This is a genomic window from Arthrobacter methylotrophus, from assembly GCF_039539965.1.
Classification (GTDB): Bacteria; Actinomycetota; Actinomycetes; order Actinomycetales; family Micrococcaceae; genus Arthrobacter; species Arthrobacter methylotrophus.
This window is the reverse complement of the sequence record NZ_BAABED010000001.1, coordinates 2,137,493-2,155,356: the sequence shown is the minus strand read 5'-3', so window position 1 is coordinate 2,155,356 and position 17,864 is coordinate 2,137,493. Positions and strand designations below refer to the sequence as shown.

The 17,864-nt window shown below is 62.9% G+C and carries 19 protein-coding genes and 1 pseudogene; 11 read left to right on the top strand and 9 right to left on the bottom strand.

What is annotated here, in order from left to right:
* Positions 1–60 precede the first annotated feature (60 nt).
* The 3 genes and pseudogenes from ABD884_RS11445 to ABD884_RS11435 all read left to right on the top strand — a co-directional run bounded on the left by ABD884_RS11445 (position 61) and on the right by ABD884_RS11435 (position 4,033).
* Complete coding sequence (locus ABD884_RS11445; protein ID WP_345045719.1) at positions 61–1,536, top strand: aldehyde dehydrogenase family protein; 1,476 nt, start codon at positions 61–63, stop codon at positions 1,534–1,536.
* Positions 1,537–1,542: 6 nt separating this feature from the next.
* Positions 1,543–1,860 (top strand): ferredoxin, encoded by a 318-nt coding sequence (gene fdxA / locus ABD884_RS11440; protein ID WP_345045714.1) that lies wholly within the window; start codon positions 1,543–1,545, stop codon positions 1,858–1,860.
* Positions 1,861–2,942: 1,082 nt separating this feature from the next.
* Positions 2,943–4,033 (top strand): annotated as a pseudogene (locus tag ABD884_RS11435) (type I restriction endonuclease).
* Between the two features lie 469 nt (positions 4,034–4,502).
* On the opposite strand, the gene ABD884_RS11430 reads toward ABD884_RS11435, so the two are convergent.
* On the bottom strand, positions 4,503–4,721 hold the full coding sequence (locus tag ABD884_RS11430) for a hypothetical protein (protein ID WP_345045709.1): 219 nt from the start codon (positions 4,719–4,721) through the stop codon (positions 4,503–4,505).
* A gap of 283 nt (positions 4,722–5,004) precedes the next feature.
* Here ABD884_RS11430 and ABD884_RS11425 point away from each other — a divergent pair, with 283 nt between their 5' ends.
* Both ABD884_RS11425 and ABD884_RS11420 read left to right on the top strand, forming a co-directional pair.
* Positions 5,005–5,937, top strand: a complete 933-nt coding sequence (locus ABD884_RS11425; protein WP_345045703.1) for an NAD-dependent epimerase/dehydratase family protein — start codon at positions 5,005–5,007, stop codon at positions 5,935–5,937.
* Positions 5,938–6,260: 323 nt separating this feature from the next.
* On the top strand, positions 6,261–6,557 hold the full coding sequence (locus ABD884_RS11420; protein ID WP_345045699.1) for a hypothetical protein: 297 nt from the start codon (positions 6,261–6,263) through the stop codon (positions 6,555–6,557).
* Here the strand turns inward: ABD884_RS11420 and ABD884_RS11415 are convergent.
* The 5 genes from ABD884_RS11415 to ABD884_RS11395 all read right to left on the bottom strand — a co-directional run bounded on the left by ABD884_RS11415 (position 6,519) and on the right by ABD884_RS11395 (position 9,211).
* On the bottom strand, positions 6,519–6,830 hold the full coding sequence (locus tag ABD884_RS11415; protein ID WP_345045694.1) for a hypothetical protein: 312 nt from the start codon (positions 6,828–6,830) through the stop codon (positions 6,519–6,521). The two genes, ABD884_RS11420 and ABD884_RS11415, sit on opposite strands and share 39 nt — an antisense overlap.
* A gap of 7 nt (positions 6,831–6,837) precedes the next feature.
* On the bottom strand, positions 6,838–7,884 hold the full coding sequence (locus tag ABD884_RS11410) for an isopenicillin N synthase family dioxygenase (protein ID WP_425548308.1): 1,047 nt from the start codon (positions 7,882–7,884) through the stop codon (positions 6,838–6,840).
* Positions 7,885–7,918: 34 nt separating this feature from the next.
* A complete protein-coding gene (locus ABD884_RS11405; protein WP_345045689.1) occupies positions 7,919–8,266 on the bottom strand; it encodes a VOC family protein in 348 nt (115 codons plus the stop codon).
* 78 nt (positions 8,267–8,344) lie between these two features.
* The gene (locus tag ABD884_RS11400; RefSeq protein ID WP_345045684.1) at positions 8,345–8,641 is read right to left on the bottom strand and encodes a hypothetical protein; all 297 of its coding nucleotides are present in this window, start codon (positions 8,639–8,641) and stop codon (positions 8,345–8,347) included.
* Positions 8,642–8,689: 48 nt separating this feature from the next.
* The gene (locus ABD884_RS11395) at positions 8,690–9,211 is read right to left on the bottom strand and encodes a nuclear transport factor 2 family protein (protein WP_345045680.1); all 522 of its coding nucleotides are present in this window, start codon (positions 9,209–9,211) and stop codon (positions 8,690–8,692) included.
* A gap of 86 nt (positions 9,212–9,297) precedes the next feature.
* Here ABD884_RS11395 and ABD884_RS11390 point away from each other — a divergent pair, with 86 nt between their 5' ends.
* Positions 9,298–9,981 (top strand): hypothetical protein, encoded by a 684-nt coding sequence (locus tag ABD884_RS11390; RefSeq protein WP_345054718.1) that lies wholly within the window; start codon positions 9,298–9,300, stop codon positions 9,979–9,981.
* 170 nt (positions 9,982–10,151) lie between these two features.
* Positions 10,152–10,616 carry an Hsp20/alpha crystallin family protein gene (locus ABD884_RS11385; RefSeq protein ID WP_345045677.1) on the top strand — a complete coding sequence of 155 codons (465 nt, stop codon included), beginning with the start codon at positions 10,152–10,154 and terminating at the stop codon, positions 10,614–10,616.
* Positions 10,617–10,626: 10 nt separating this feature from the next.
* On the opposite strand, the gene ABD884_RS11380 is transcribed toward ABD884_RS11385, so the two are convergent.
* On the bottom strand, positions 10,627–12,102 hold the full coding sequence (locus tag ABD884_RS11380) for an MFS transporter (protein ID WP_345045673.1): 1,476 nt from the start codon (positions 12,100–12,102) through the stop codon (positions 10,627–10,629).
* Between the two features lie 247 nt (positions 12,103–12,349).
* Between ABD884_RS11380 and ABD884_RS11375 the strand changes: the two genes are divergently transcribed.
* A complete protein-coding gene (locus tag ABD884_RS11375) occupies positions 12,350–12,574 on the top strand; it encodes a hypothetical protein (protein WP_345045670.1) in 225 nt (74 codons plus the stop codon).
* A gap of 20 nt (positions 12,575–12,594) precedes the next feature.
* Here the strand turns inward: ABD884_RS11375 and ABD884_RS11370 are convergent, their stop codons facing one another.
* Positions 12,595–13,023, bottom strand: coding sequence for a hypothetical protein (locus ABD884_RS11370; RefSeq protein ID WP_345045666.1), 429 nt, complete (start codon positions 13,021–13,023; stop codon positions 12,595–12,597).
* A gap of 86 nt (positions 13,024–13,109) precedes the next feature.
* Positions 13,110–13,745: a TetR/AcrR family transcriptional regulator gene (locus ABD884_RS11365; RefSeq protein ID WP_345045661.1), complete on the bottom strand. Its 636-nt coding sequence runs from the start codon at positions 13,743–13,745 to the stop codon at positions 13,110–13,112.
* A 100-nt stretch (positions 13,746–13,845) separates the two neighbouring features.
* Between ABD884_RS11365 and ABD884_RS11360 the strand changes: the two genes are divergently transcribed.
* The 3 genes from ABD884_RS11360 to ABD884_RS11350 are packed head-to-tail and all read left to right on the top strand — an operon-like array spanning position 13,846 to position 17,860.
* The gene (locus tag ABD884_RS11360; protein ID WP_345045655.1) at positions 13,846–15,795 is read left to right on the top strand and encodes a primary-amine oxidase; all 1,950 of its coding nucleotides are present in this window, start codon (positions 13,846–13,848) and stop codon (positions 15,793–15,795) included.
* Positions 15,792–17,306 (top strand): APC family permease, encoded by a 1,515-nt coding sequence (locus ABD884_RS11355; RefSeq protein ID WP_345045650.1) that lies wholly within the window; start codon positions 15,792–15,794, stop codon positions 17,304–17,306. Before ABD884_RS11360 ends, ABD884_RS11355 begins: the two co-directional genes overlap by 4 nt.
* A 26-nt stretch (positions 17,307–17,332) precedes the next feature.
* A complete protein-coding gene (locus tag ABD884_RS11350; protein ID WP_345045645.1) occupies positions 17,333–17,860 on the top strand; it encodes a hypothetical protein in 528 nt (175 codons plus the stop codon).
* The last annotated feature ends 4 nt before the right edge of the window (positions 17,861–17,864 follow it).

Genomic DNA, 17,864 nt, shown 5'->3' with positions numbered 1-17,864 from the left:
CTGGACTCCACCCAGACAGCCCTCTCTTCCAATCCAAACCGCCAAGCCGAAGGACTACCAATGACTTCCACCGCCGCCGAAACCGCAACCTCCACCCACCGGGACGTCGCGATAGCGCAGCATCTGATCAACGGAGAATGGTCCGGCGAGCCCGAGATCCAGCGCATCAATCCCGCCCGTCCCGACGAACTGGCTGCGCTCTCCCCGCGAGGTACCGCGGACGACGTCGACGCGGCCATCACAGCCGCTGCCGCCGCCCAGCCGGCTTGGGCTGCCCTGCCCGCCCCTGCCCGTGGCGCCATCCTCATGACTGCAGGCAACCTTCTCGCGGAGCGCCAAAGCGCTATTGCCGAAGACCTCGTCCGGGAAGAAGGCAAGACCCTTGCCGAAGCCATGGGAGAGGTCAAACGCGCCTCGGACGTGCTGCGCTTTTTCGGCTCCCTCGGGTGGTCCGCCAGCGGCGAGGTACTTCCCAGCGGCCTGCCGGACACGACCATCACCACTCGGCGCGAACCGCTCGGCGTGGTCGGGCTCATCACCCCCTGGAACTTCCCCATCGCCATCCCGGCATGGAAGGCCGCCCCCGCACTCATCAGCGGTAACGCCGTGGTCATCAAGCCGGCCGAACTCACTCCACTCTCCGCGACGCACCTTGCGCACGCCCTCCAGGATGCCGGGCTCCCCGCCGGAGTATTCAACGTGGTCCACGGAAAAGGCCGCGTGGTCGGTGACGCTTTGGCCCGCGATCCACGCATCGCCGGCCTGTCCTTCACCGGTTCCACCACAGTGGGGCTTGGCCTCCAGGAAATCCTGAACGGCCGCCGTGCGCGCGTCCAACTGGAGATGGGCGGCAAGAACGGTGTGCTGGTCCTCGACGACGCCGATCCGCACAAGGCCGCTGCGGTGGTCGCGGCCGGCGCGTTCGGACTCACCGGCCAGGCATGCACGGCGACGTCCCGCGTCTATGTCACGCCGGGGATCCGCGACGCCTTCCTCGACGCGCTCGTCGCCGAGGCGGCCAAGTACACCGCCGGTGACGGGCTCGACGGCGCCAAAATGGGCGCTGTGGTGAGCAGCCAGCAGTTCGAGCAGGACCAGGCGGCGGTGCGCACCGCCGTCGAACGCGGGGCCACCCTCCTGCACGGAGAGTACGACGGCGAGTCCTCCGGGGCGCTCTTCTTCCCTGCCGCGGTACTCACCGAGCTACCGTTCGACGACGCTGCCGTGACCGAGGAAATCTTCGGCCCCGTAGTTGCGGTCCTGGAGGTTGCCGACTACGAGGCTGGCCTCGCCGCGATCAACGATTCCAGGTACGGCCTCACCGCAGGCATCTGCACCGATTCCTTGGCCTTGGCCACGGACTTCTCCGCGCGGGCCCAGGCAGGGGTCATCAAGGTCAACCGTCCCACGGCGGGCCTGGACCTCAACGTGCCGTTCGGTGGAGTGAAGGACTCCTCCACCAACACCTTCCGCGAACAGGGCAGGTCCGCGCTGGACTTCTTCACCTGGGGCAAGACCGTCTACACGGGTGTGTAGCGCGCCATGACGTACGTGATCGCGCAGCCCTGCGTCGACGTCAAGGACAAAGCCTGCATCGACGAATGCCCGGTGGATTGCATCTACGAAGGCGAGCGCTCGCTGTACATCCACCCATCAGAGTGCGTGGATTGCGGTGCTTGCGATCCCGTCTGCCCGGTCGAGGCGATCTACTACTCCGACGACGTCCCGGACGAGTGGGCCGACTACGTCCGGGCCAACGTGGAGTTCTTCGAGGACCTCGGCTCGCCGCAAGGGGCCGCGGCGCTCGGGAACCTCGGGCGGGACCACCCGGTGATTGCGGAGGCGCACGTCTCGATATAAGGGGTCCCCGTAAGAATTCACCGGCTTTTGGCCATTGCCGTCGTCGTTCTGATCTTCCACTGCATCCGTGCAGGCCCCGCGTGTAAATACGGAACTATGTTCCGCCGCCGGGTTGTCGGGCAGTCGGCAGGTGTTGGAAGGCATCAATGACGCCCAGCTCAATCAGGGGCCTGGACAGGGCTGCCGGCGGGCCTTGCCCCGCCGGTCCAGGCCACGAGTGCCCGGGTCGTCACCACAATGCCCTCCACCCTGGCACTGCCCGGCGGGAGTTTGGGTGAGCAAAACGGGACGGCCGGGCACTCCGCATCAGGGACAGCAGCGGAGGCTGGATCGTGGAAATAGCGGTGTATCTGGCTCGACACACAGGGCGATAGGCCTGGCGGGGAGGAGCCCGATATGGCCGCACACTTGAGTCTGTGCCGAGTACGAAAATCGCGGAGAAGAAGACTCAAATTTCCGAGGCCGACGCTGCCCGCGAACTGGTCAGGATGGCGAAGGAACAGGGCCTGTCGTGACCGGTCCTGACAGTCTGCCCGGGCATGCCCGGCCATGATCCATGCCTAAGGAATAGAGTCAGCTTGCGCCCTTAGACCGTCAGCGTCGGGTGTCAAGAAAACAGGAAGGTGACCCCAGCCTGTCACGAGTGCTCCTGAACACTCGCCCGTGCCCTGACGTCCGGCTGGGCTATAGCCTGACCGGGGGGTCCAAACGCGGCCCCGATCCGTTAGTAGATGCCCTAAGTCGCTTCGACCTGGATGTGAGCATCGCTGGCGAACGTCGAGCTCAGGCGGGATCATTGGCGGTCGGTGGGCAGGCTGGCGCCGGTGCCTCGCACCCTGTGGATGCTGTAGAGCGGGTCGGCCTCGATGGCCGGTTATGGCCTGTCGGACGTGTTGGGGGCGCCGGTCAAGCGCGTCACCGGCCACCGCGTCGAGCCGACCCCCGATGCGCCGGCCTCCGCTCTCTCCTCTACGATGAGCCAGATTTGCCTGTTAATACAGTCGCTGACACGAACTGGTTCCATAGCGTTGTCGCACGGCTCGGCTACGGTTGGCAGAACAATCGGTTTTCTAGGCGGACGCATGGAATTTGCAGAAAAACTCTCAGCTTTGGCAGCAAAGGTGCGCCAGCAGCGCGGGGGGATTCAAACCGAAGAGGCGCCCATGAACGCCTTCGTTATGCCGTTCATTTCTACCATCCTTGGCTATGACGCCTTCAACCCGATGGAAGTCGTTCCGGAGTTCATCGCGGATGTGGGGCTCAAGAAGGGCGAAAAGGTTGACCACGCCATCGTCAAAGACGGCGAGATACAAATCCTGATCGAGTGTAAGAAGTCGACGGAGCCGGTGAAGATCGAACACGCTTCCCAGCTTTTCCGCTACTTTGCGGTGACCAACGCCCGGATCGCAATCCTCACCAACGGCGAGATCTACCAGTTCTTTACCGATCTTGACGCTCCCAATAAAATGGACGCGAAACCGTTCCTGGTTCTTGACGTGAACGACATCGACGACTCGCTGATCCCGGAGCTGCAGAAACTTTCCAAGGACGTCTTCGACCTCGACTCCATCATCAGCGCCGCCGGAGAACTAAAGTACATCGGCGAAATCAAGAGGACTCTGGCCGCCCAGTTCCATGAACCGGAAGACGAATGGGTTAAGTTTCTGACGGCCCGCGTGTACTCCGGGGCGTACACCCAAAGGTGCGCGAACAGTTCACCACACTGGTAACCAAGGCGAAGACGCAGTTCCTGAACGACCAGGTCAACGAGCGCCTCAAGAAGGCTCTTGGGGCTCCCACTTTTCCACAAAATGATGAAGCTTCTCTCGCGGCGGCGGTCACCAGCGCGCCGGTCGCCGAGGCCGACCTGGCGGCAGACGACGGCATCGAGACCACGCTGGAGGAGCTCGAGGGCTATCGGATCGTCCGCGCCATCGTATGCAGCGAGGTGAAGCCCTCCCGCGTTGCCAAGCGAGATTCCAAGTCGTACTTCGCGGTACTGCTGGACGACAACAACCGCAAACCGATCGCTCGGCTGCACTTCAACCGCACCCAGAAATATATCGGGCTGTTCGGCGCCGACAAAGAGGAAACCCGGGTTCCCATCGATTCCCTTGAAGAAATCTACGAGCACACCGAGGCCCTGCGCGCGAGCGTTAATAGCTACCTGTGACCACTTGGACCGCGTAAAGCGAGATTCCTGAGCGCTCCCGCATCGTGTCGACGAGGCCGATGTGGGGGCGCTCCGGTAGGACGCACTGCGGGCATTGGCGACTGCAAATGAACCAGGGGAAAACGTCTTACGAGTAGAAACGCAGGTCGTGGATGCCCGGCTGTCCAAAACACGTTGCGCGGGGATGTGGCCACTCGCAGTCCATGAAGGTGACCGGCAGGGCATTTCTCGGAGTGTCGACTCCCGTGAAGGCCAGCTCATGCCCAGGAACCATGCGCCCGAGAAGTCAGGCACAGACGAGGGCCAAGCGCCGATATCAGGGTAAATGAACTCTGCGAAGTCCAGGACCCCGACGCCCAACATCGGCCTCATGCTGATGGAAGTGCATCGGGGAGGCTGGCAAGCTGGCGGCTGCCGTCAACGTCATCGAACAGCTGGAGCCCAGCACCCTCACAGCAGTTTCCGTTCGTCACCTTGTGCCTGACGCCGGATCCGTACGCCGGCCGCCTGAAAAGCAGGCGTCCTGGGACCTGAACCAATGTGTGGAGGTGTCGCCTTCGACGCAGGTGCCGTAGCCGAACAGTTCCCCGTTCCTGTCCCGAGTGCGGGCGACGGCAAAGATGATGTATGGCCAGGCTCCGGCGGCGGTGTCGCCGCTGATCGTGTGGATCAAAGCTTGGGCTCTCATGAGGTGATGCTCCGTTTCGCTCGGGCGGGGCGAGCGCCTGACGTACCGGCTTCCCTCTCCGCCACGATCATGCATATCTTTGATACCCCGATACCGATTCCGGCGTGCATCGGACCCAGCTCAATGGATGGTGTCATTGACAGTTCCGCCATCGGACGGGAGCTGTCCAGACGACGGTGTGGTCGTCGGACGAGACAGGGTTGGCCGGGGCATCATTTCCGTGTTGTAGGGTATGCGATGTCACCCAGTAACGTGTACGGCCGAACAGCTCAGGAGAACCATCGTGGCAAGCCAACTCGTCCTCGGCGCGGGGCTCATCGGAGGGACGGTCGCGAGGCGGCTCGCCGCGCGCGGCGACCAGGTCACGCTCGGCACCCGGCGCGGCTCCACGGTGCCAGGTGCGACTGCCCTGAAGATCGACGCAAGCAACCCGGCCGCCGTCACGCAGGCTGCACGCGGAGCTGACACAATTTTCGTCTGCACCAACCCGCCGTACACCGACTGGGCCACAGACTGGCCACCGATCTTCGACGCCGTGATCACTGCAGCCCGTGACTCCGGGGCCGCGCTCGTGCTCATGGGAAACCTCTACGCGTACGGGCCCCCGGCCGGACCTATGACCGAGCACTCCCAGCTCGCAACGTCCGAGAAAAAAGGCCTTGTTCGAAAGGCGGGTTGGGAGAAAGCACTAGCCGCGCACGAACGTGGTGAACTCCGGGTCACTGAGGTTCGGGCCAGCGACTACTTCGGCCCAGGAGCCGCAGGCAGGTCAACGCACCTCGGCGGCAGCTTCTTCGAACCACTCCTGGCATCCAAAACGGCGCGCGTCGTCGGCGAACCCGACCTTGAACACAGTTGGAGCTTCCTACCGGACATCGCCACAACACTCATCGCAGCCGCGGACCACACCGGCGAATGGGGGCGCGCCTGGCACGTGCCAAGCACCTCCCTCTCGCGCGTTGAAATCGCCCGGCAAGTCAATGAGAGCTGGGACGTCAAAGGTCGGGTCGCGCCGATCCCGCAATGGTTGCTCAAAGCCCTCGGTACCGTCATTCCCATCATGCGCGAGGTCTCCGCGTCAAGCTACCAATTCAGGGTGCCCTTCGTGATCGACGCCATGGAAACGCAACGGATGCTCGGCGTCTCGGCCACACCGTGGGACGAAGCACTGCGGATCGCGGTGAACAGCTACCGCGAGCCGACATCGGGCAAGTAGGTGTTCCACCCATCTTGACTGAAGCTGGACCTCGACTACACCGCCAGTCGGCAACCGTTGCGCGGCGTTGCAAGAGTCAATGCCGTCTGCAAAACTCTGCCCGGGCCCGGCTCCTGCGCCGCGCTCGACGTCGACACAACCGATCCGCATGACATTTTGGATCGATGGGGCTAGCGATGCGAACCATCCGGATTCCGTTGGAGGCCGGACCGCATACGAATCTACGTCGCGCATGTCAGCAGATCGCTCTAGCGCTGCAGTGAACCGTTGCCCGAGGCCTAGGTACATGACACGCAATCTGCCTCCATCAACGATTCCGTCCGGTGAGCGATCCCCTTGCGGGTAACATCGAGTCCCCCTGGTCACGGCGGAACATTCGTAATACGACTGTCCTCATGGAACGTAGGATGCACGGACGGGAGGTCTCCGAGGCCGAGATCGATCATTGGGTCGAGGAGCTTGCGGCCGTAATGGCCCGGGCCGAGCGTGAGCATCCCAACCGCGGCGTGATCGTCCAGCGATCCGCGCACAAGCACCCGCCGGGGCACGCCGCACGGACAGCGGCAACGTCGGATTTCAGGCTAAGCGGCCAGCCTGGCCTGGATCGCCTGTCGAAGTGATTCCAGGCTGGGCAGGCCCGAGAGTCCCCCGGCCGTACGGTAGACCCGACACGTCATGGCTGGTTCGGCTGTCGACGGGAAGAGGTCAATTCCGTCCACCATGAATGTCGGGGATCCGTGGAATCCGGAGGCATCGGCCTCTTCGTCGGTCATGATCTGTCTGACGGCAATCAACGCCGGGTTGTTCCCTTCCAGTTCCACGGCCCGGGAGAACAGTTCCCGGGCCGTGGATCCGTGCGGACAGTCCTGGATGGTGAGCAATTCGAAGTCCATGCCTCAATTATCCGCCCGCTTCCGACCCATTCAGCAGGTCCGCGTGGTGCTCCTCGACGACGTTCGGGTGGGCCCGAAGCCGGTAGCGGAGGGCGTTATCCCCGTAGGTTTCCAGAATCGGACTGTTCGTCGGGTCGACCGACAAGCCGCGGGCCTTGGCTTGGAACGCCGGGCTCACGGCAAGCTGGGGCATCGTCGCGTCAAGGGCGGGGTTGTAGAAGAAGGGCAGCGATATCCGGTCCGTGCCTCGAAGGGGCGAGATCACGCGGTGCAGCGTCGCCTTGAGGTAGCCGTTCGTGGCCAGTTCCAGCATCTCGCCGATGTTGACGACGAATGTTCCCGGCACTTGCGGTGCGTCAATCCATTTTCCCTGGTACTCGACTTGAAGGCCACCCTTCCCGGGCTCGACCAGGAGTAGCGTCAGCACTCCCCCGTCCCGGTGCGACCCGACGCCCTGCTTGGGCTCCGGGTCGGACTCCCCCGGGTACCGGACAATCTTGAGCACCGGGAAAGCCCGTGCGGCGAATGCCGCGTCGAAGGTATCCTCGGGCGCTCCGAGGGATACTGCCAGGGCCCGCAGCAAGGCTAGCGAGATGGTGCTCAGCCTCTCGGTCCATTCCGAGACGATCTGCCGCATTTCCGGCAGGGCACGCGGCCAGAGGTTGGGCCCCTCAAGGCGCCAATAGTCCGCGACTCCCGGACCGGGCTCAACAGTGTCACGCTCGACGCCGATGTCGATCTGCTCGCGCCAGTCGATCCCGCCGTCCGTGAGCTCTCCGCCGACTCGGGTGTAGCCGCGGAACTGGGGGCTGTGGACGTTTTCGATCGCGAGCTTTTCTTCTTCCGGCAGCTCGAAGAAGCGGCGCGACACGTCGAGGATGGCGTCCGTCAACAACTGCGGGATGCCGTGGCCTGCCAAGTACACAAACCCGACCTCATGCATGGCATCGCGCAGCTCCTCGCGGAACCCGGCGGCCTCGTCCGGTCCGGCATTCAAACGTGCGAAATCGAGTACTGGCAATGTATCGAGTGCCAAGGCAATCAGTCCTTTCATCGAGCCCGGCAAGTGGGCGCCTGTGGCCGTTGCTTCAGGCCGGTTGTTTGGCATGCCACACGCCGAAACGGTTGCCGTGCGGATCCAAGAGGTGCGCGAACTCGATGGCGCCGTTGTCGACGAAGGGGAGAGCGACACCAGCGCCGAGTGACTCGGCCCGGGCGATCGCTGCCTGCACATCGTCGACTTGGACGTAGAAAATGGCCCAGGAGGTTCCGCCCAGGGAGGTAGTGTTCCACAGCCCACCCTTGTCTCCGTTCACCATCTGGTAGCCCGCGGGCGAGGGCTCACCAAAGGTCCAGTCAAAAAGCGCGCCGTAGAAGGTGCGCGCGGCCTCCGGATCGGGCGAGCCGACTTCGAAGTAGTCCACCACCGGGTCCATCGTTGTTCCTTCCGTTTCCCTTCCGCTGCGAGTGGTGGGAGGCCGCCCGCCGGAGCGCGACGGGGGCCTCCCGTACCGTTAGGGCAGGACCTTGTAGAGGTCGACGCCGGTTTCCTCCGGGGGCGATGCGAATCCACCCTCGATGCCCGCCTGCATGCGGGGCATGAGAATGTCATCGCGGAACTTCTCCCAGCTCTCCTTCGACTCATGCACGGCCATGATCGTCCAACCGCCGGCCGAAGGGCCTGCGGCATGGAAGGTCTGGCCCTCAGGCAGGAGCCCTTCGCCCGGGTGGACGGCGGCGATTGAGGCCTCGTATTGCTCTTGGGTTCCTCCTGGGAAGAAATGTACGACTCCGAATGGGGTGGCTTCCATGAGTACTCCTTGGTTGGTGTGGATGTGTTGGGGTCTAAATGCGAGGAATCAGGTCCAGAAGTCGTCCGCCTTGGCCGTGTCCTCGAAGAACTCCCGGCCTTCGACGACCTTTCCATCACGGAGAACGAACACGATTGCGGTGGCCATGTCGAGGGTCTTTCCGTTGTTCTCGGCGTGGGTTTGCTGGATCCCTACTGTGTGGTCCTCTCCACCGACCACGTCCTGCACGGTGGCTTTGAAGGAGCCCTGGGAACGCGCTCCCAGTTCGCCGAAGTAGGCCAGGACGGCGTCCCGTCCTTGCTTGGTCCCGGACAGTACGCCGTTTCCCGCGGCGTACCAGACTGCGTCCTCCGCGAACAATTCGCTGAGTGTCGCCAAATCCCCTGCATTGAACGCCTCATAGCCACGCCGGACTAATTCGGCGTTTTCCGTAGCTCCCATGTCGGATACCTCTCCGTCATCCTTGTCGGTCAAATGGGACGGCTTAAGGCTATTCCCGGGCCGGGGGCGTGTCGATGGGGGAAGTACCCCATAACCAACCACGCCCGACCACGTTGGCTGCCGTTCCATGCTGCAACCATGGCACGGCTCAAGCTCAAATGCCATGGGCACGGGCGCCCCTTGAGGCAGCTCCGGACCGGTGGGACGATGAAGCGGTGAACCCCTTCTTCGAGTTTGTCAGCCACAACTGGTGGCTGGTCTTTCCCTTGAGCGGTCTAGCTGGCGGATGGGCCCGTTCCTGGTCGAGAGCCAGTGAACGCCGGCACCGCCGTCGGGTTGAACTCTATCGACTCAAGAACCACGCGGCGGAGGTGGAGCAAGCCAGCCAGGCCGAGATACTGCGGCTGCAGGAGGCTCACGACGCAGTGAACCAGCGATGGCTCGAATACGAGCTTGACATCGGAAAACTCATCGACTTTCCGGTTATGTCGGATGTGCGCGAGCCGCTCACGGTGGCCTTCTTGCGAGCAAAGCGCGAGGCCGACGGCTTGCGTCCCGCGGACCCGCGAGAAATCACGACGGCGGCCCGCTTGGCGGAGTATCGCGCAGCCGTCCGCAGCTTCGAACTGGCATTCGACGTGGCAGAGCGCGAAGCCAGGCGCATCAAGGACAGCAATTTTTCGGTACCCGAGCGTCAGCGGCTCGAAACCGCCAGGAAGCTGCTCAGGATCGCTTCGGACAGCGCCGCGACTTCGGCAGAGCGGCAGATAGCGTACAAGCGGGCCCGCCGCGAACTGGATGGGTTGATTGTCCTCCCTGAAGCGACCATCGCGGCCCTCGAAGAGAAGATCGCCGGGATGCTCAACGCTCCGAAAGCTCCGGACTTCCATCAAAGCTGACACTCGTGGATGAGCCGATAGAGCGAACCTGACGTCAATGTTGGTCGCGGGGCTGTGGCCAGCAGGCCTACCCGGAGATTCCGGGACTACCCACGCGGGCACGCTAGGCGTAGCTTTTTCTCATCCCGACAAACCTGAATCGGCTGGCAGTCGGCAACTACCAGGAGGTCATGATGGACAACTTTCTCCGACGCGGCGGACTCGAAGTCCCTGAACCCGTCCGGCGATTCCTTCAAGGCGAATCGGATCCTTCCCTTCGCATCGAGCAATACCAAGAGGGGGACACGCTGGTCGTCAGGGTCGACCTGCCGGGAATCGATCCCGAGGCGGACGTCGACATCAGCGTCGCCGATGACACCCTGCACATCCAGGCGCGGCGCGAGGAAAATGCCGAACACCTGGATAAGAAGGGCTACCGCAGCGAGCTGCGCTACGGCGAACGGTCCCGAAGCCTCCCGCTGCCCCGCGGGATAAGCCAGGACGGCATCCTTGCGACCTACGAGGATGGGGTCCTCGAAATCCGTATCCGGGTCCCCGAACAGTCCGAGCCCCCGACAACGAAAGTACGAGTGGTCCGTACGGGTAGCAACGAAGCACGTCGGTCTCCGGAAGATCCAGAGAACTACGTCACCTAAGCAGGCAACGCTAGGGGCCATCTTCGGGTGGCCGGGCTTTTTGGAGTTGCGAACCCGGGGCCATGCCCTGCGAAGCGGCAGCTTCAAGCGCTGTGGAGGGCATGGCGAGGACAGCGGCGACGGTGAGCGCGGCGCTCACCAGGACGGCAAAGAAGATCGCCGCAGAGGCGGATACGATCGCCTGCGGATCCTTCCCGCCGCCCGGGCTTCCGGCGTAGATCGCATTTGCCACGGCTCCATAGACGGCCACGCCCAGGGAGCTGCCAATGGACCGGGCGAAGAGGTTCGTGCCCGTCACTACGCCGCGCTCGTTCCAATCGACGCTGGACTGGGCTGCGATCAGGCTCGGCGTGGCGAGGAGCCCGAGGCCGAGCCCGGCGACAAAGCAGCTGGCTGCCACCAGCACCACGTTCGGCGTATAGGCGGTGACGGCGAGGGCTGCCGAACCGAGGACAGTGACCGTGATACCGATGATGGCTGTCGCCCGGAACCCGATTCGAAGATAGAAACGTCCCGATTGTGAGGCGCTGATAGGCCAGCCAATGGTCAGGGCCGCGAGGGACAGGCCCGCCAGAACCGGCGAGACCGAAAGCGCGCCTTGCAGGAAAGTGGGAACGTAGGAGGTAAGTCCAAGCACGATTGCCCCTGCGCCGAAGGAGATGAGTGCCGTGGTGATGAGAAGGCGCCTTGACACGACCCACGGTGGAAGGACAGGTTCGGCCGCCCGTCTCTCAACCAGGACGAAGACACCCAGCAGGACTGAACCAATGGCGAACACGGCAATGCTGGTCGGGGAATCCCAGGCCCAGGCCTGCCCACCCTCCAGGGCGCCGAGGATAACCAAGGTCAAACAGACCGTGAGAAGAGCCGATCCCAAGTAGTCGACACGGTGCTTTATTCGCTCGATGGTCTCGTGGAACCGTTGGAGCAGCATCCACGCAGCCACACAGCATAGGGGAATGTTGACAAAGAAGATTCCGCGCCAGATGCCGAGCGAAGAGAACACCCCGCCGAGGGTCGGCCCTACCACTGACGAGGCAGCCCACACGCTGGCGAGATACCCCTGCACCTTCGCGCGCTCTGCCAAGGAGTAGATATCACCGGCGATGGTGATGGCAACGGGCAGGACCGCGCCGGCACCCAAGCCCTGCACGACGCGGAAGGCGATGAGCGTAGGCATGCTCCACGCTAGCCCGCAGAGGATCGATCCGAGCAGGAAGAGTCCGATGCCCGTGAGAATGATCGGTTTGCGGCCTGCCATATCGGAGAGTTTCGCGTACACCGGAACCGACACTGCCTGCGCGAGCAAGTACGCAGAGAAGAGCCAAGGGAACGATGAGAACCCGCCGATGTCGTGCACTATCGAAGGCACGGCGGTCGCCACAATGGTGGCGTCGATCGCGACGAGGCCGCTCGACAGCATCAGCGCTATGAGAACCGGGCCACGCTTGGAACGGAAGCCTACTCCTTCGCTTGGAGTTGTCATTTCGTGGTCTTGATTGGAACGCTCATCACAACTACCACCTCTTCGCGTAGTCCCCTTGCCTGGCCACATCCCGCAGTTCCCTGGAGAGTTCCTCGAACGGGAGGCAAGGGACCTTGGGAGACTGTCATTCGTCCATGCCGCGACGTATCCTGATTAAGTCTCCGGCACCGGCAACGGCACCCTCTCGTCCGGCATCTTTCCCTCGTCCGGCATCTTTGTCGGCACCCCACTCAGTTAGGCCTCAACCATGCAGATGAACATCAGGGAGAACTGGGACAGGCTCAGCCCCGCAACGCGGCATTGGCTCACCGACAATCCCGGATGCGTCGTCCTGCCCCGCACCATGGCGGAAATAATCCACCAGGAAACCGGCATTACTCCGGACTCCGATCAGCACAGCCAGGTCAGCCTGTCCCCCGAGGATCTCAGCTTCATCCGGGCCAAGGCTGAGGGAGCGGTCCGGCCGAAGTAGCCGACGGGACGGCGTTGCTGTCAGGTGCCGCCCTCTTCATCCGAGTCATCCGAGGGAGCTGGTTTATCCAGTGGCGCAGGGTTGTCGGCTGATTTGCGAAGTGGACCCACGGCTCCGTCCGCACCGTAGTCCCCCTCGGCGTATTGTCCGATTTCCGATCCCGCCGTACGTCCCGGAATTGTTCCGGCGTCGCCCAGATCGGCTCTTGCGTAACGGCCGGATTCCTCGGCTTTGCTGCCCAAGGGTTCGGGCAAGCCGCCTTCGGTGCCAGCGGTGCCGTAGTCGCCTTCGCTGTATTGGCCTTCTTCGTCTTCCGAATGCCGGCCGGGCTGCGTCCCTGTTTTTCCGTAGTCGCCCTCGACGTACCGGCCCCGGAGCTCCGGCTCCCCGGAAACTCCGCCCTTCTCGTCTTCAGTGGGTTCGTCGACGCCGCTGCTGCTGTCGGTCATGATCGTGCCTTTCCCGCATCAACTTTGCGTCAATTCGGCGCCACTTAAGTCTAGCGAGGGGCGCTATGGGACAACAGGCGTTATCGCTAGGCGGAACCCTTCGAGCCACCGGTCTCCACAAGCGCGCCACTCTCGGATGAAATGAGTGAGATATAAGCCTCCAACTGGGACTTCAACTGTTCCGGAGAGTGATGCTCGGGCGTCAGTGTGGCAGTGATCTGGGCACCGAGGGCGAACGTCATGATCCCGCCGACAATGTCGTCGTCGTTCAGTCCCTCCTTCAGCTCGCCAAGATCCCTGGCTTCACGGAGCTTCGCGAAGAGCCGCTCGCGCCATTGTTCCATCGAGGAATCATGCAAGGCAGCCTTCGCCGGGTCTGTCAATGCACGCTGCCAGAAGGCGATAGCGATCCGCGCCTCGTTGAGCCTCTCAGCATCGAGCGGCAGGATTTCATGGCAATAGCTACGCAACGCCGACAGTCCGTGCAGATGGGCAGTTGAGCTGCCCATGCGGGCGTTCGTCTGGTTGAAAACGTGGGCGAAAGCAAACGTCAGCAGATCGTCCTTGCTCGGGAAATACGGTTTCAATGCACCGTTGGCAAAGCCGGCCTCCGTGGCTATTTCGCGCATGGTGGCACCTTCGATCCCCCGTGCGGCGATGATCCGCCACGTGGCTTCGACCAGCTCAACCCGGCGCTTGTCGTGGTCTACGATCTTTGGCACGCGTTCCCCAAATCTTTTTTCTACAACCGTTGTGACTTAGATTACACGATGCTATTCTCTACATACATAGAAAATAAATCGCCACTCACAAAGGCCTTCCATGAGCACAACTTCCTCTCCAGAAATCACCGACACGGCCGCGGATGCCGGGCTGTCTCCTTACGCAATGACCAGCGCCGAGGACATCGCGGCGGTCAGGGCAATCCTTGCCGAGGCCGGGCTTTTCGACGACACCACCCGCGTGGCGTACCTGGGACTGCTTGACCCCTCGCGAGAAGCGGTAGCCGTGGACCGCAGATTCAGAGCTTTCCTGCACGACGTTTCATCCGGAGCGGCACAGGACGTGGTCGTTTCCGTGACGCACAAGGAAGTCGTCACAAAAGTAGAGCCGGACACGTCCGTGACAGGCGAACTTCCGGTCATCGAAGAAGAATTCGAAGTGGTGGAGGAGATCCTCGCCCAGGATGCACGATGGCTCAAGGCCCTGGCTGACCGCAATCTCGATGTCAGCAAAGTGAGGGTTGCTCCCCTCTCCGCCGGGGTCTTCGAATACCCCGAAGAGAAGGGCCGCCGCATCCTCCGCGGTCTGGCTTTCGTTCAGGACTTCCCAGAGGACAGCGCCTGGGCCCACCCGGTGGACGGGCTGGTTGCCTACGTCGACGTCGTCAGCAAGACCGTTGATCAGGTCCTGGATTTCGGGATCGTTCCGGTCCCTGCCGAGCACGGCAACTTCACGGACCCGGAGCTGACCGGACCGCTGCGCACCACCCAGAAGCCGATCCACATCACCCAGCCGGAAGGGCCCAGCTTTACCGTCCAAAACGGCAACCACGTCGAATGGGAAAAGTGGAGCCTGGACATCGGTTTCGATGTCCGGGAAGGCGTAGTTCTCCACAATATAGCGTTCGACGACGGCGATCGCCGCCGCAGTATCCTCAAGCGGGCCTCCATCGCCGAAATGGTAGTGCCGTACGGCGACCCCTCTCCTGTGCGCTCCTGGCAGAACTACTTTGACACCGGCGAGTACCTCGTGGGCCAGTACGCAAACTCCCTGGAACTCGGTTGCGACTGCCTGGGCGAAATCACCTATCTCAGCCCGGTGGTCAGCGATGCGTTCGGCCGGCCGCGCGAGATACGCAATGGAATCTGCATGCACGAGGAGGATTGGAGCATCCTCGCCAAGCACAGCGACCTCTGGAGCGGCGTGAACTACACGCGCAGGAACCGCAGGCTCGTCATCAGTTTCTTCACCACTATCGGCAACTACGATTACGGCTTCTACTGGTATCTCTACCTCGACGGCACCATCGAGTTCGAAGCCAAGGCCACGGGCGTCGTCTTCACCAGCGCCCATCCCGGAAAGGGCTACCCTTACGCCTCGGAGCTTGCCCCTGGGCTTGGGGCTCCCTTCCACCAGCACCTTTTCAGTGCCCGCCTGGACTTCGCCATCGACGGCTTGACGAACCGGGTGGAGGAAGAGGACGCCGTTCGCGTACCCATGGGAGAAGGCAACGAACGCGGCAACGCCTTCGCGCGCCGTCGGACTGTACTCAAGCGCGAATCCGAGGCTGTTCGGGAGTCAGACATGGCAGCCGGGCGCGCCTGGGTCATCTCGAATCCCGAATCACTCAACCGCTTGGGCGACCCCGTGGGGTACAAACTCCACGGACAAGGGCATCCCATGCTGCTGGCTGATCCCGAATCATCCATCGCCCGGCGTGCAGCATTCGCCACGAAGGACCTGTGGGTGACCCGCTACGACGAGAAAGAACGCTACCCCAGCGGCGACTTCGTCAACCAGCACTCCGGAGGAGCCGGTTTGCCGTCCTACATTTCCGATGACCGGGATATCGACGGACAAGACATCGTCGTGTGGCATACCTTCGGGCTGACCCACTTTCCCCGCCCCGAGGACTGGCCGATCATGCCGGTCGACACGGTGGGATTCAAATTGCGCCCTGAGGGTTTCTTCGATCGGAGCCCCGTCCTCGACGTCCCCGCGTCGAAGCCCTCTAAAGGCGGCCACTGCCACATGGAGGCCCAGAAATGAGTTTAACAACCGGGAAAGAGACCACTGAGGTGGGTCACCCGCATCACCATCGACGCCGTCTCGGCGTCCCGGCGGTGACCTTCATGATCATCGCAGCATCGGCACCGCTCACCGTCCTCGCTGGCGGAGTCACGACGACGTTCGCCGTCACCGGGGTCACCGGCGTACCGCTGTCCTTCCTCCTGCTCGGCGGAACCCTCGCGGTTTTCGCGGTCGGATACGCGGCGATGAGCAGGTACGTCGTGAATGCCGGCGCTTTTTATTCCTACGTGGCGCAGGGCATCTCCCGGCCCGTCGGCGTCGGGGTTTCCATGGTGGCGCTGATGGCCTACAACCTGATGCAAGTCGGCATCTACGGGCTCTTCGGCTTTACCGTCTCGAGCCTGATCAACGAACGCTTCGGCGTGACAGTCCCTTGGTGGATTCCGGTGCTACTGTGCATCGCGGTCGTCGCATTCCTCGGCGTGAACCGGGTGGACCTGTCGGCAAAGGTCCTCGGGGTGCTCGTCGGTCTGGAGTTCCTCGTAGTCATCGTCTACGACGTCGTCTCCTTCGTCGTGGCACCGGAGGGAGTCAGCGGAGCGCCGCTCACTCCGCAGAGCCTGTTTGTACCAGGCGTCGGGGCCGTCTTGTCCTTCGGTATCGCGGCGTTCATGGGATTCGAGTCGGCCGCGATCTACAGTGAGGAAAGCAAGGACCCAAAGCACACTGTCGCCCGGGCCACATACACGGCCGTCGCCATCATCGCCCTGTTCTACGCTGTTTCCTCCTGGGCCATGGCCGTTGGCACAGGACCGTCCGCGGTGGTCGATGCTTCCGCAAAACAAGGACCGGACCTGATGTTCGGCTTCCTCAGCGACCACGCCGGCGTCCTTCTCGCCGACCTGGCCCGCCTGCTCTTCGTCACCAGCCTCTTTGCAGCCCTCGTCAGCTTCCACAACGCCGCGGCCCGCTACTTCTTCTCGCTTGGCCGGGAGCAGGTCCTTCCCCGAAGGCTGGGTGCAGTACGGCGGCACAGCGGCGCACCCTACGCCGGCTCGATCGCCCAGACGGTTATCGCCGTCGTGGTCACGGTGGCCTTCGCCATCGCGGGAACCGGATCAACGCTGGGTGACCTCTACCCGGTCCTGACCATGTTCACGTGGCTGACGAATGACGGCGCCATGGGGCTTGTCCTCCTGATGACCGTTGTTTCGCTGGCGGTCATTGGGTTTTTCCGCAAGAACAGGCATGACGCCGGAATCTGGACCCGGGCAATCGCCCCTGCCTTGGGTTTCCTCCTCCTTGCCGTGATTTTCGTTCTGATCGTGGTCAACTTCAACGTCCTGCTGGGGCAAAACGAGAGCAATGTGCTGACGTTCATCCTGCCGGCCGCGATCATCGTGCCCGGCTTGGTGGGAATCGTCTGGGGCCTCCGCCTCCGCCGGAGCAATCCCGCCGTGTACCGGCGGATCGGGCACGGCGAAGAGGGTCCGGCAGCCGTCCACCTTGGGGACGAAGAAGACCTGTAGCGCGGGACTGATGACCGGTGAACACCATGCACACAACACTTTCGATCATCATGCTGGCCTGTTGCGCCGTCGGAATCTGGAGCCCGATGCGCGAAGGCCCGGTCAGGAACCTTAGCCAGTGGGGGCCGATGGCGCTCATGCTCGTAGCGATGGCGGACAGCACCATGGGGCCGGGCATTCTTCCGGACGTCGTGTGGGGCCTTCTCTTGCTCCTGAGCTCCCCACTCCCGCTGGTGCTCCTGCCCAAGAATCGCCGCAACGGCATGGAAATTCACCGCTCCATGTCAATCGTGGCAATGTTCGCCATTCTCGTCACAACCCTTCCCACAGCCCCGTCCAGTTCAGTGCACCAGGCACATTCGCATTCAGGGCTTGGTGGAGCGAATCCGGTGCTTGCGTTAGTCCTTGCCGCAGCGGTCATCGCGTATTCAATCGTCGTGTCGACCCAAACAGTCCGGCCAAACGGGCGCGCACACCGTCGTCACGCGTCTGCATCGCTTGAGGCCCTGTCTTCGGCGGGTGCCCTGGGCGCGATGATCGTGATGGCCGTCTGACCCT

What these genes read in the sequence shown, in the direction of transcription:
- ABD884_RS11445 (WP_345045719.1), top strand. Translation starts at nt 61, where the DNA reads ATGACTTCCACCGCCGCCGAAACCGCAACCTCCACCCACCGGGACGTC.
- fdxA (WP_345045714.1), top strand. Translation starts at nt 1,543, where the DNA reads ATGACGTACGTGATCGCGCAGCCCTGCGTCGACGTCAAGGACAAAGCC.
- ABD884_RS11430 (WP_345045709.1), bottom strand. Translation starts at nt 4,721, where the DNA reads ATGAGAGCCCAAGCTTTGATCCACACGATCAGCGGCGACACCGCCGCC.
- ABD884_RS11415 (WP_345045694.1), bottom strand. Translation starts at nt 6,830, where the DNA reads ATGGACTTCGAATTGCTCACCATCCAGGACTGTCCGCACGGATCCACG.
- ABD884_RS11410 (WP_425548308.1), bottom strand. Translation starts at nt 7,884, where the DNA reads ATGAAAGGACTGATTGCCTTGGCACTCGATACATTGCCAGTACTCGAT.
- ABD884_RS11405 (WP_345045689.1), bottom strand. Translation starts at nt 8,266, where the DNA reads ATGGACCCGGTGGTGGACTACTTCGAAGTCGGCTCGCCCGATCCGGAG.
- ABD884_RS11400 (WP_345045684.1), bottom strand. Translation starts at nt 8,641, where the DNA reads ATGGAAGCCACCCCATTCGGAGTCGTACATTTCTTCCCAGGAGGAACC.
- ABD884_RS11395 (WP_345045680.1), bottom strand. Translation starts at nt 9,211, where the DNA reads ATGGAACGGCAGCCAACGTGGTCGGGCGTGGTTGGTTATGGGGTACTT.
- ABD884_RS11385 (WP_345045677.1), top strand. Translation starts at nt 10,152, where the DNA reads ATGATGGACAACTTTCTCCGACGCGGCGGACTCGAAGTCCCTGAACCC.
- ABD884_RS11380 (WP_345045673.1), bottom strand. Translation starts at nt 12,102, where the DNA reads ATGACAACTCCAAGCGAAGGAGTAGGCTTCCGTTCCAAGCGTGGCCCG.
- ABD884_RS11375 (WP_345045670.1), top strand. Translation starts at nt 12,350, where the DNA reads ATGCAGATGAACATCAGGGAGAACTGGGACAGGCTCAGCCCCGCAACG.
- ABD884_RS11370 (WP_345045666.1), bottom strand. Translation starts at nt 13,023, where the DNA reads ATGACCGACAGCAGCAGCGGCGTCGACGAACCCACTGAAGACGAGAAG.
- ABD884_RS11360 (WP_345045655.1), top strand. Translation starts at nt 13,846, where the DNA reads ATGAGCACAACTTCCTCTCCAGAAATCACCGACACGGCCGCGGATGCC.
- ABD884_RS11355 (WP_345045650.1), top strand. Translation starts at nt 15,792, where the DNA reads ATGAGTTTAACAACCGGGAAAGAGACCACTGAGGTGGGTCACCCGCAT.
- ABD884_RS11350 (WP_345045645.1), top strand. Translation starts at nt 17,333, where the DNA reads ATGCACACAACACTTTCGATCATCATGCTGGCCTGTTGCGCCGTCGGA.